9 protein-coding genes, 1 tRNA gene and 1 pseudogene are annotated in these 13,291 nt (G+C 34.9%); 3 read left to right on the top strand and 8 right to left on the bottom strand.

Annotation, left to right across the window (positions count from 1 at the left end):
- The first annotated feature begins 1 nt into the window (after position 1).
- A pseudogene (gene selD / locus M9897_11065) lies at positions 2–961 on the top strand (selenide, water dikinase SelD).
- Between the two features lie 81 nt (positions 962–1,042).
- Positions 1,043–1,735 (top strand): SDR family NAD(P)-dependent oxidoreductase, encoded by a 693-nt coding sequence (locus tag M9897_11070; protein ID MCO5269419.1) that lies wholly within the window; start codon positions 1,043–1,045, stop codon positions 1,733–1,735.
- Here the strand turns inward: M9897_11070 and M9897_11075 are convergent.
- The 4 genes from M9897_11075 to M9897_11090 all read right to left on the bottom strand — a co-directional run bounded on the left by M9897_11075 (position 1,732) and on the right by M9897_11090 (position 8,493).
- Positions 1,732–2,703, bottom strand: coding sequence for a transglycosylase SLT domain-containing protein (locus tag M9897_11075; protein MCO5269420.1), 972 nt, complete (start codon positions 2,701–2,703; stop codon positions 1,732–1,734). The genes M9897_11070 and M9897_11075 overlap by 4 nt on opposite strands.
- A 140-nt stretch (positions 2,704–2,843) precedes the next feature.
- Positions 2,844–3,881, bottom strand: coding sequence for a thiamine-phosphate kinase (gene thiL, locus M9897_11080; GenBank protein MCO5269421.1), 1,038 nt, complete (start codon positions 3,879–3,881; stop codon positions 2,844–2,846).
- 4 nt (positions 3,882–3,885) lie between these two features.
- Entirely contained in the window at positions 3,886–4,503 is a 618-nt protein-coding gene (locus M9897_11085; GenBank protein MCO5269422.1) for a polysaccharide deacetylase family protein, read from the bottom strand.
- 3 nt (positions 4,504–4,506) lie between these two features.
- Positions 4,507–8,493: a DUF2723 domain-containing protein gene (locus tag M9897_11090; GenBank protein MCO5269423.1), complete on the bottom strand. Its 3,987-nt coding sequence runs from the start codon at positions 8,491–8,493 to the stop codon at positions 4,507–4,509.
- 203 nt (positions 8,494–8,696) lie between these two features.
- Between M9897_11090 and M9897_11095 the strand changes: the two genes are divergently transcribed.
- Positions 8,697–8,769, top strand: a tRNA-Gln gene (locus M9897_11095).
- 199 nt (positions 8,770–8,968) lie between these two features.
- On the opposite strand, the gene M9897_11100 is transcribed toward M9897_11095, so the two are convergent.
- The 4 genes from M9897_11100 to M9897_11115 form a co-directional block, all read right to left on the bottom strand.
- On the bottom strand, positions 8,969–9,817 hold the full coding sequence (locus M9897_11100) for a hypothetical protein (GenBank protein MCO5269424.1): 849 nt from the start codon (positions 9,815–9,817) through the stop codon (positions 8,969–8,971).
- A 308-nt stretch (positions 9,818–10,125) separates the two neighbouring features.
- On the bottom strand, positions 10,126–11,805 hold the full coding sequence (locus M9897_11105; protein MCO5269425.1) for a PKD domain-containing protein: 1,680 nt from the start codon (positions 11,803–11,805) through the stop codon (positions 10,126–10,128).
- A 105-nt stretch (positions 11,806–11,910) separates the two neighbouring features.
- Positions 11,911–12,120, bottom strand: coding sequence for a heavy-metal-associated domain-containing protein (locus M9897_11110; GenBank protein ID MCO5269426.1), 210 nt, complete (start codon positions 12,118–12,120; stop codon positions 11,911–11,913).
- 100 nt (positions 12,121–12,220) lie between these two features.
- Complete coding sequence (locus M9897_11115) at positions 12,221–13,276, bottom strand: alpha/beta hydrolase (protein MCO5269427.1); 1,056 nt, start codon at positions 13,274–13,276, stop codon at positions 12,221–12,223.
- Positions 13,277–13,291: the final 15 nt, after the last annotated feature.

Below are 13,291 nucleotides of genomic sequence, written 5' to 3' on the forward strand. Positions count from 1 at the left end.
GATGGAAAAAGAATCAGTACGATTAACTCAATATTCTCATGGGGCCGGATGTGGTTGTAAAATCAGCCCAGCTACTTTAGATACAATCATTAAAAGCACAGCCACATTTAAGAAGAATAGTAAACTTCTAGTAGGAAATGACAACAAAGACGATGCGGCTGTTTATGATTTAGGAAATGGAACTGCTCTAATTTCTACGACTGACTTTTTTATGCCTATCGTAGATAATCCTTTTGATTTTGGAAGAATAGCTGCTGCTAACGCTATCAGTGACGTATATGCTATGGGAGGTAAACCTATTCTTTCAATAGCAATTCTTGGGTGGCCTATTAATAAAATTGCTCCTGAAGTTGCCCAAGAAGTAATCGAAGGTGCGAGAACTATTTGTGAAGAGGCAGGGATTACTATTGCTGGGGGACATAGTATTGATGCTCCTGAACCTATCTTTGGTTTAGCTGTAAATGGACTGGTAGAAATCACTCATCTCAAACAAAATTCTCAAGCTACTCCTAATTGTAAATTATATCTAACAAAACCTTTGGGTGTTGGATCTCTTTCTACCGCTCAAAAGAAAGGGCTTCTCAAATCAGAAGATGCAGAAATTATGCTAAAAAGCATGACAACATTAAATAGCATTGGCGCTGTATTTAGTAAACTAAAAGGAGTGAAAACCATGACGGATGTTACGGGATTTGGATTACTCGGACACCTTTCCGAAATATGTGAAGGAAGTAATATTTCTGCAACTATAGTGTATGATAACGTTCCAACTATTTCCTCCCTACATTCATATTTAGACCAACAATGCATTCCAGGAGGAACTCAACGTAATTGGGACAGCTATGGTAGTAAAATAGGGGCTATTACGCAAAGGCAAAAAGAAGTATTGGCGGATCCACAAACCAGTGGCGGCTTATTAGTAATTGTAGAAAATGAATACACTAAAGAATTTGAAGGAATAGCCTTAGAACACGGATATAATTTAAGTTCTATTGGTTTTACCACAGAAAAAAAAGATGTATTAATTGAAATTATCTAAGTTATGGAAAATAAAACAGTTATCGTAACCGGTGCACATGGTAATTTGGGAAGTGCGGTTGTACAAGAATTTTTGAAACAAGGTCAAAAAGTTGTTGGATTTGCTCGAGGAAATCACGAAGAAAGTGAAAATCCATTTTATCAAACTTTAGAAACAGATTTATTAAAAGAAGATGAATCTGCCAAGTCTGTAGCCATTGCAATCAATCGCGTTGGAGAGATTGACACAGCAGTGCTTACAGCTGGAGGATTTACTTTAGGAACCATTGCTTCTACAACTGCGCCTGACTTAGAAAAGTTATTTATGCTCAATTTCGAAACAGCCTACAATGTAGCAAAACCTATATTAAAACACATGTCTGAAAATGGAAAAGGTAAAATCTTCTTCATCGGCTCAGGTGTGGGTATGGATACTCGCAAAGGAAATGGAACAGTTGCATATAGTCTTTCTAAATCATTATTATTTCAATTGGCTAACATCATCAATGCAGATATAGACAAAACAGGAGTGCAGGCTCACGTCATTGTACCTGGCACCATAGATACACCTCAAAACCGAGAATCTATGCCAAATGCCGATTTTAGTCAGTGGGAAAAACCAGAAGATATTGCACGTATTATCTATGACTATAGTCAAAAGACAAATAATATAGATGAAACGATATTGCTTATAAAAGAAATATTAACAAAAAACTAGCATCCCCAGAGGATTTCATCAAGAATTAGTGTCGCAGCTAAAGCTAATTGAGAATAATTTTGAGAAGCATTCCCAAATTTAGCTGCTTTGGTGGTCCACATCTGTTGAATCAGCTCCATTCCGCCATCTTCTGGTCCAATTTCACGAACAACGGCTGCTACATTTGCAGCACCAGCATGATACACATGCAAAACAAAAAGTCTAAACCACAAATCTGTTTCTTTGTAGCAAATTCCTCTGTCATCCAAAATCTTTTTTGCTTCTGGAATACAAATTCTCGCAATTAATCTACTTGATCCAATAGCTGATTTTGTAAAATCCTTACGATCATCCTGATATTTATTGACTGTCAGCCCCATATTACGCGCAACTCCAGGCATCAATTGAAAAGGTCCATACGCCCCCACCGATGATTTGGCAAGCTTTCCCGGACTCTCAATCATCAATATCGCTTGTGCATACCAAGGATCTACACCTTCATCATGAAATACTTTAGTTCCTTGACTAATATCCATTAGGATATTATCGTATGTATAGAAATTCTTTTTTCCGATAGTCATAAAAATACGCGTAGAAGCATCTAAATTTCTTGAATTTCTGATTGAATCTCGGTATTTATCCTTTTGGTCATCTGTCTTTTTATTCCATTCCTTAACTGCAAAATATGCTATGATTTCTCGAGTGTTTCCTATATTAATCACACATGAATCTTCAGATAATCTCATAATAGTTTTCCAAAATAATGGCTTGGCTAAGTCGTACCAACCCTCCTCAAATATCTGTCCATAATCCACATAAGATATAATCAAAGAATCATCTATCAGATGTTCTTTTAACAAACTGTTTTCATCCAATTCTACATGATCTTCATAAGTAGGCAAAGAAGGTGTAACACCAATATCTTTAGAATATAGGAATACGATAACACCTAAAAGGCAAAATAAGGTTATGACTATCTTTTTCAGCATAATTTCACAATGGATTCAGTAAATAAAACGATTATTATTGAATTACGTTACTTAAAATACAAGAAATTTGCCAAAAGGAAATTGTTGATAAGGAAAAGAAAAGCGATAATTTAATGCAAAATATATTACTCTTATCGCATTTATTTAAAATGATCCCACCCTTGCGCTTTTAATTCAAAAGCAGCATTTTGCTTATCTATAAGATAAAGACCTTCATCTTTGTTTGTGAAATGACCTATGACCGTCATGTGAGGATTTCCTTTAATTTTATCAAAATCTTCTTGTTTGATGGAGAACAATAGTTCGTAATCTTCTCCGCCATTCAACGCACAAGTAGTTGGTGAAATATTAAAATCAATTGCCGTAGTAGAAACCGTTGAATCAATTGGCAATTTCTCATCGTATATTCTCACGCCAACACTAGACTGTCTGCTTAAGTGAAATAATTCCGATGCCAAGCCATCCGAAATATCCATCATAGCAGTTGGTTTCACTCCTAACTCTTTCAGGTATTGGATAATATCTCTTCTAGCCTCTGGTTTTAATTGTCTTTCTAACACATAATCAAAGCCATCTAAGTCAGGTTGAATTTCTGGGTTACTTTTCCAAACCTCTTTTTCTCTTTCTAATACTTGCAATCCCATATAGGCACCGCCTAAATCTCCTGAAACTACAATAAGATCATTTGGTTTCCCACCATTTCTATATACTACATCATCTTTTTTTGCAACACCTATAGCAGTTATTGATAAAATCAAACCAGATTGAGAAGACGTGGTATCTCCTCCCACTAAATCCACATCGTAAGTCTTACATGCAGCATAAATCCCTTCATAAATCTCTTCTACTGCTTCTTTAGGGAAGCGACTTGATATTCCAATAGAAACAGTAATTTGCTCTGCTTCTCCATTCATAGCGTAGATATCTGAAAGATTTACTACTACAGCTTTATAACCAAGGTGTTTTAAAGGAGTGTACATCAAATTAAAATGTATGCCTTCTACTAACATATCTGTTGCCACAAGAGTTACTGTTTTTTCATCTCGTTCAAGCACAGCAGCATCATCCCCTACTCCATACAAGGTTGAAGATCGTTGTTTCACAAAGTCTTTAGTTAATTCGTGAATCAATCCAAACTCTCCAATACTATCTATAGAAGTTCTTTTTTCGTCGCTCATACTTTTAAATTTTATCTATCGTATCAAATGTAAGCCCTTTCTTTTGAATAATATGAATGAAAGTCGGGATAATTTCTTTCATACGTTCAACTGTTTTATCATTCTCATGGAAGACAATAATATCGCAACTCTTAACATATTTCTTCACATTCAGTAGGATAGTTTCATTTGTAAGAGTCTGATCAAAATCGTAAGCCATCCAACTCCACATAATAAGTTTTCCTCTTTCCAAAACGTATTGTGCTTGTTTTGATTTAAGCGAACCATAAGGAGGACGAAAATATGCGTCTGGAGCCAATGCAGCAGAGCGATCAAAATTATTTTTAAACTCCTCCCATGACAATTTACTCCCTGCAACATGTTCATATCCATGATGTCCAACTATATGCCCTTCTTCCTTAGCCCGTAAAACCAATTCAGGGTATTTTTCCGTATTCATACCACTCCAAAAGAAATTGACTCTTATCTTTTGCTCTTTTAAGAAATCCAACAACCACGGAGTAATCTCTGGATGTGGCCCATCATCAAATGTGAGATATACTTTACCCTCAGCCCCATACCAAATGCGGCGTGGATAAAACCACGCCACATATTTAGGTATTCGATAAATCTTTTGATTCATTTATTATTCTCCCTCTCCAAATCCGTTTTCTTCCAATAAAGCATTATATGTTTCAGCAAACTCAATAGCTTCTTTTTCCATAGAACGGGTTCTTACTTTTCCTCGAACAGATTCGTTGATTTGTCTTGATTTCAAGTCGTTCATAACACCTTTTACTACTTCGTTGGTTAACTTATTCTCCAACTCTTGTCCATATTGCGCTGCACCACTCTTTGGAGATGAAACAAATACTTGCGCATACGTACGTAAGAAATTCATTGAAAGAGAAATGAAATCTTTTTTATTGTTATATGCAATCATTGCATCACTATGAGAGAAATAGTTCATCATCGACTCCAATTGTTTCATATATTCAATAGCTAATTGGTCAGCTTTATCAGTCTTTCCAATCTCATAGATTAAGCGAATATATTCAGGCAAAATACCGTCTGTATAGATGCTCTCTCCATTAGACAATTGATGTCCAATAGCACGTGGTTCACCCATATCAAACACCTTTGCAATAGGCAGTTGTTCTAACCCGAATGTTAAAATCGTATCAATCTTACCCACTAAGAAATCAATATCTTTTTGAGCAGTTGCTGTAGAATCCAACATCAAACGCTGTTTAGCAATTTGTAGATCATTATAATATTTAGATGCTAAATCAAGGAAATTATTTCTGTATTGGTCTGTATGACGGCGAACATAATAATCAACTAATACTTTATCTCCGTTTAGATTTCCGTAATCAAATTTCTTCACAATATTTGAATACATCTCATCGCGAGCAAATTTATCAGCAGCATCACTCTTCAATGGAGTTAAACCATGAATCTGTCCTAAATTTTTCAATGCTCCTATAGCATATAATGATTTAGCTACATCAGAACCTCCAGGGCTTGAGAAATAAATTCCTCGTGTCCATTCAAAGTTGGCAAGGATATCTAACATAACCATTTCTTCTCTACTTAATCCACGAATATCAGAACGGAATAGGCCTCCTTTTCTAAAATTGAAACGGATTTCGTCCACTGTTTTATCTTTCAACTCTTTAGGTATAATTCCAGCTTTAACAGCATTATCAGCATTTACCTTCAAAATAAATCCAGAAGATGGGAAGAAACGTAGCTTTCTACCTGGTTGCTCTAACATATTTTTGTCATCTCGTACAAATTCCATGATATATTCCACAGGAAGGAAATCCCATGAAGCAGTCCAAGACTCTGCAGCGCTCTGCAATTGAGTTGCCATATCTCCACTTGGAGTTACCGCTTTACTATTAATATCCGTTAACACTTTACGAATAAACGTATTTGTTCTATCATACTCCTTTATTCCAGGATTTTCTACATCTTGAACCAATTCTTCAAACATTTTATTTAAATCCTCCTGTGCTTTAGGAGTATTTCCTTTAGAAGTTTGGATAGTAGCAGCTAAACCTCTTCTAATATTTGTCAAAGCTTCTCTGAATTGTTTTGGATTACTCTCTATTTTCTTTTCAATTATCTCTTTAGCTTTCTCAGGAGACAACATGTTTTTATAAATCTCATAGTCCACAAACAAGACGTAGTCAGTATTTCCTGCTCCCATTAAAATTTGGTCTTCTCTAAATTTAATTGGAAGTGGATCAGATTCATACGCTCTCATTTTCATTTGTTCAGTGTACCAATCTGTTTGCATCAACGAAAGGTTTGCAACGCGTACGTCTGTACGAATTCCTTCCACCTCTTGTAGATACCAAAGTGGGAAAGTATCATTATCTCCATTAGTATATAAAATAGCATTCGGAGAACAACCTACTAAGTAATTATATGCTAATGCACGAGCAGGAGTTCTATTACTTCTATCGTGTCCCTCCCAATTTTGCATTCCCATTAAAATAGGTGCAATAATAGCCATAACAACAGCTAATGAAGCAGCACCGCTTGTAGGTAAATTAATTTTTCGAAGAGCAGTCATGAGTACCATAGCACCACCTCCAATTCCACCCATAATCAAGATGGACATTGTAGCAGGTAATCCACGAGGAGCGCTCAGATCAGCTATAAAGCACAGCAATAATAAGGCTCCAAAGCTAATTCCTAATTTCTTATATTCTTCTTTACCAAAAGAACTAAAAGCTTCATATAATCCATATACGCCAAGGCCTATCCATATAGCAAATGCGTAAAATGAAGCTGCATAAGCATAATCACGTTCTCTCGGTTCAAATGGTTTTTGATTTAAATAAATAACAATCGCCAAACCAGTTAACAAGAATAACATTCCAACAACAAGTGCGTCTTTAGGTGCTTTCAAGAAATGAAAGAACATTCCAATAAGTCCTAAAATAAGAGGTAGATAATAAAACTTGTAATGACTTGAGTTTTGAGAAGTATAAAACGGTGCATTTTCTCCCTGATCTCCTAAACGAGCATTATCTACAATACTATATCCTGAAATCCAGTTCCCTCTCATCTCATCTCCATGACCTTGAATATCATTCTGTCTTCCGGCAAAATTCCACATAAAATAACGCCAATACATCCATCCAATTTGATAATTAATTAGGTAGGAAATATTCTCTCCAAACGTTGGAATAGGTCTTCCATCTGCTCCAGTTTCAGCCGCAGGAACCTTCCTATTTGGATCGTATCCAGACCAATTTTTATATCCTTCTATTTTAGTTGGATCAGATTGATCGAACATTCTAGGGAAAATTGTATTTTGTAAATATGTCGGCATTTGATTCAAACGAATATTTTCATTTGTTACAAAATATTTCTCATCTAAATTGTAATTAGCACCACTATTTTGAATGTACTCTTCGGCAGACTTTTTGTCCTTAAAAGAAGTGATTGCAGAACCTGATTTTGTCTGCACTACCCATCTTCTATCATACGTAGGAGAACGATCTTCATATTGATTCTGGGGTGCTAATTTAGAGTTGAAATAAGGTCCATACATCAATGGCCAAGTACCATATTGTTCACGTTTTAGATACGCATGTAGAGTTACTAGATTTTCTGGATTATTCTCATCCAATGGCGTATTCGCATTTGAACGAATAACAATAGTTGCAAAAGAACCATAACCAATCAAGAAAACAATCAAACTTAAGACGATGGTATTCCCTAAAACATATCCTTTCTTTTTAGTGTAAAATAAACCGCCAACCAAGATTCCAATTAACAAAATAAAGAAAAAGATAGCGCCTGAGTTAAAAGGCAATCCAAAACTATCTACAAAAATAATTTCCATTTTTGAGGCAATGGCAATGGTACCGGGAATGATACCATTTTGTATAAATCCAAGAACTAAAACTCCAACTATTCCTGTAATGAGAAATAATTTAATTTCACTTTTTGTATCTGTATGTAATTGATAGGCTACAATATAGGCAATAGCAGGAATAACCAAGATACCTAATAAGTGAACCCCAATAGCTAGACCCAACAAGAACATAATCAACACCATCCAGCGCAATGGATGTGCGTCCATAGTTAATTCTCCTCTGCGGATTAAAGTCATTTCTTCATCCCATTTTAGTGCCGCCCAAAATACAACAGCAGTAAATAAGGATGCCATAGCATACACCTCTCCTTCAACTGCTGAGAACCAAAATGATTCGGTAAATGTATATACCATAGATCCTACAAAAGCAGACCCTAAAATTGCAATTTTCTGTCCTGATGACATGATGTTATCTCCTTTCTCAGCAACCTTTTTACCAAGTAAGGTAATGGTCCAGAACAAGAACACTATAGTTAATGAACTACTGAGTGCCGACATGATATTGACCCAGTGAGCAACCTCAGCCGGACTACCAGCAAATAGAGCGAACACTCTTCCAATTAACATAAAGAAAGGCGCTCCTGGTGGGTGCCCTACCTCCAATTTATAGATAGAAGTGATAAACTCACCGCAATCCCACAAAGAAGCAGTTTCTTCTGCAGTAGCTATAAAAACATAGGATGCAATAAGAAAAGTAAGCCATCCCAGTATAATGTTTATTTTTTTGTAGTTCATATACTTGTTTTGAATTGCCGAATTTATAAATAATAGACAAGGTAGCGACAACAAACCTTTTATTTTTTTAATACAGCCTCTAACTTTAATGATTTTTAACAAAAAAAAGAAAATTTCCGAGACGGTGGTTGGTCATTTAAAAAAATATATTACATTTGCACCTCGAATTACAAAGACGCTTGTAGTTCTTTTTTTTGAAAGATTGTCCCATGGTGTAACTGGCAACACGTCTGATTTTGGTTCAGAAGAGTCTAGGTTCGAGCCCTAGTGGGACAACAAATATAAAACGCAATTATCTATTGATTAGGTGATTGCGTTTTTTTATTATTGCAATTCTAGGGCGAGAAGCAAGGGGATACCGTAGAATCGCACGGTCGTGCGATTCTACGGTATCCCCTTGTGATTCCACGATATCCCCTTGTGATTTTACGATATCCCCACGCGATTCCACAATATCCTCACACTGTTCTACGAATTATTCATTATTATTCAATGAATCATCTTTCCAAGATTTTGGGTTATTGATTATATACCATTTTATGCGTTGATATTCGAATCCATCTCGAATGATATGGTCATGGAAATTGATTTGAAAAAAATGATTTTTCTTATTGTATTTTGGAATACCCAATTGTTTTTCATCAATATAATCATCAATTTTTGAATTAATCGCAGATTTGAACCCTGCAATAAATGATGATATCGATTTTGATTTACGTGGCGGAATATTTCGTTTTATTTTTAATAATTCATTGATTGAATTTTCATCTGGAATAGGATTATCGGCGGGGATTGGATTGTCGGTGGGATAACGATTTTCAACGGGATATTGATTTTCGACGGAATATTGATTTTCAACGGAATATTGTAGAACCGCACGGCCGTGCGGTTCTACAATATCCGCGTAATTCCCAATATCCCCGCAATTCCCAATATCCCCATGGTTATCAATTTTATTGGAATCATCATTATCCCCATCGTTAATATCCCCACAATCATCGTTATCCATACGATTACCATCATTCATTGATTTTTGAACGACTACATTTTTAACGATTTCCACAATACAATGAATATGATTTGGCATGATAACATATTCATGTAAAAATAATTCCCCACGAATTTCAAACGATTTGCACCATTCCTTTTCGACGATTTTTCCGAAATCGGATAAAATTATTTCAGCATTTTCAATTTTTCCGAGATTACATTCACGATTTTGGGTAACAATTGTTAGAAAATATAAACCATCGGATGAATAATCCCACCCCTTTAATCGACGTGAACCACCTCTATATTTACCTTTGAATTTATCGTTGCCCATTTTGTTTTATTTGATATTTTTTTTTGTGAATTAGTATTTAGGTTTGGTTTCATTAAAACTTCCTAAATATTGCGGTGGCTTTATTTGTTCATTCTTATATTTTTAGATGGAAATCTAATTTAAGATAAGAAATTATTTTGAAAACACAAAAAAAGCTTGACTTTAATTAAGCCAAGCTAAGGATAAATAAAAGGGATAAAATTAGTTTTATATGGGAGTTAATTTACCCGAAAAATTAACTATTTGATTTTCATCTTCCAAAAATATAGAGCGAAATTTATATTTTCTCACTCTTCAGTATTTTATTGTTAACCTTTAACGATTCGTCTTATTTGGGTATTTCCAGCTGATGAAACTTTTATCAAGTAAACACCATTTACTATATTTCCTAGGTCAATATATGTATCTTTCTGATAAGCATTGTGTGATTGTAGCCTTTTACCGTCTAACGAATAAACTTCAATCAATTCAATTATCTGATTGCTTTTTACATGCATAATTCCTGATGTTGGGTTCGGAAATATTACGAGGTCTGAGATCATATCATTTTCTAAACCTAAATATCCATACGAATTAATATTGTAGGTTGTATTTGTAATAATTGCATCATTCACATCAAAATAGATATACGCTGTATTTGAAATTGAGGTGCCTACACTATTCGAAGCATTTTCCTTGATTTTAAAGGTAACAAAACCTTGACTCCCAAGTAGGTCTGTTGTACTGTCCGGCAACCATATTTGATTAAAAGCAAACTCCACTACACCATTACCTAAGACATTTACATGTACCGCATGTGAACTCTTTACAAATGCAAAGGTTGACCAATCTAGACTCGTATCCAAAGTGTCTATAATCGAGATATCTTGCGCAGGGGCTGTTCCTGTATTCTGAAAATAGATAGTATATTCCAGCTCATCTTGTATATCTGGGTTTATTTCAATGGGTTTATTCACTATTTTAGCATTTGGGTCATAAGAATTACCAACTAACATATACAATTCAGAAAGATTCCCACATTCCCCATCTTCTCTTTCCATAAACATACTGTATGTATGAAGTGTGCTATCAGGTATTCCAAACGGCATGTAAAATTCAATTATATCATAATATGAGCTATTAGGAGGCAGGGTCATATCGAGTAAAATCTGATTTCCTGAAACAACCCACGGATAATTAAAGCCATAATACGTATCGAAAGCCGGTGTTACCGTATTCGGGAATGTTATAGCTATTTGTACATTTTGAGCATTAGTATTATTATTCCCCCATTGAAACATAATCTGATTATCAAAATTCTGATAATATCCTGATACTGGATTCATCGTATTATACAAATTATAACATGCAGAAGTATCTACCCCATTACCATTCCCAGAGGTATCACAATAAACCTGAATCCATGTGAAATAAGTATCCGTACACATTCCATTTTGAACATGAAGCGTAACTAAATAATCATCCTCCATTCCGAAGGTATGTTGTTCCATAGAGTTTATATTAGAATTATATGTGATTATAGTCCCATCTCCAAAATCCCAAGTGAGCGTGTCATCTGGTGAAACTTGTGAAAACTGAGAGAAATTATACGTATAGCAATCTATAGCTTGATAAACAAAAGATGCATCATAATCATCACAAACACCAGGTAAACACTCCGTAACAATCACAGATATGGTTGCTGTATAGCTACAAAGCCCATCATCTATTGTCAAAGAGATTGTATAGGTCCCCTCAGCGTTATAATAATGTTCAACAGGAATGGTGTCATAATAACTAACATAGGTATTACCATCACCAAAATCCCAGTTATATGTTGCATTCATCTCATCTAAATCAACTATATCAATGGGATTGACCTTAATTAATTGACAAGAATTATAACTAATATTGATAGAAAAACCAGAATTATCACACTGAGCAAAAGCAGTAGTATTAAAAATAAAAATAGCTAGGAATGCTAGTAAATTGTAGTAAGAGTTCTTCATATAATAAAGATTAAAGCAAGTAAATGCTTGGTATTAACATCAAATATAAAGAATAGACGAATCTCCTACAAAGAAAGTTGCATCCTTTCTTTAAACACTTATAGCTTATAGAATCACCTCGTAATGCCCTGCCACCTGGATTGCATTGATCAAAACAGCATCACTAATTTCATTTTTTAAATGAACAGTCACTTGGGGTTCTTCAAACTGAACCAAAATATTTTCGACATCTTCCACTTTCCCTAGTGATGTTTGAATATGCGTAACGCAATTCGGGCAACACATCCCCGACACTTTAAATTCTTTTTTAATCATGGATATCAGTTTTTTTTTTACAAAGATAGTTAAAAACTCAATAGAAAGAGCACACTAAAAAGTATGCTCTCTATTACTCAAATATATATGAAAACTATAACTACTGCTCTTCTCTCTTATAAATTTCGTTATTAACAGAAGTATGATAACTTGGTTGGGTAGTATCTCTCACCGACTGAACACTCACATCTTCTTGTCCTTCTGAAAGAATATTTGCTAAAAAGATAGTCATGTCATTGATGGTTGTATCCATGTACTCTGGAAATTTAGAGTGAGGAACATGCCCTGCGCCATATTCAGGAACAAACGTATTTGCAATTCCAAGTTCGTCTGCTTTTTGGTGAATAGTTGCGCTACCATCAATCTTCATAATCTTAAAGATTAGTATAGATATATTCCCTGTTCCAAATGGCACTGTTTTATCTTGATCTCCATGAAAACTTAATACAGGAGTCGTATTATTTTCCATCCATGTCACATCTCCAATTGCTCCTGAAATATTAATAATTGCCTTTACTTTTGAAGAATATCCAGGGTTCCCAGAATTACCTTCCAAACCTCCTTGCAAAGAAGCAGAATTCAAATCCATGTAATCTGGAATTTCAGAATCTTTGTCTAAATATGCTAAATGCAATGATATAAAACCACCAGCAGAACTACCTCCCATAAAGATATTAGCGGTATCAATTCCATAAGGGTTCCCTTGTTCAACAAAAGATTTTCTAAAGAATCTCACAGCAGCTTTTGCGTCTTGTGTTCCACGCATTACAGCACTTGACATCTCTGTTTTAGTTGGCTTTGTATATTTATCTTTAATTCCTAATCTGTATTCGATAGAAGCTGTTACATATCCTTTTTTAGCAAAAGCTTCAGCTAAAGGTTTTACATCTCCCCCATCTTTTGAACCACCTACGAAGGAACCTCCATGTACTAAAATGATTACAGGTCTAGCTGTTTCAGTATCATCCTTAGGTTGGTAAATATCCATTAACAAATCTTGTGGCTCATCGTTATATTTCAAATTATGTCCGTATTGCACATCGGTAGTAACTTCAATATCAGTAAAAATATCATCCGTATATCTTTGACTATTTTGAGCCTTGCTAAAAGTAAATGTAGTCAAGAAAGCAAGTGTTGTTATAATTGTTGTTTTCATTTTTTCTTTCTTTAA

It is taken from the genome of Brumimicrobium sp. (assembly GCA_023957385.1).
In the GTDB taxonomy this organism is placed as follows: domain Bacteria; phylum Bacteroidota; class Bacteroidia; order Flavobacteriales_D; family Crocinitomicaceae; genus Brumimicrobium.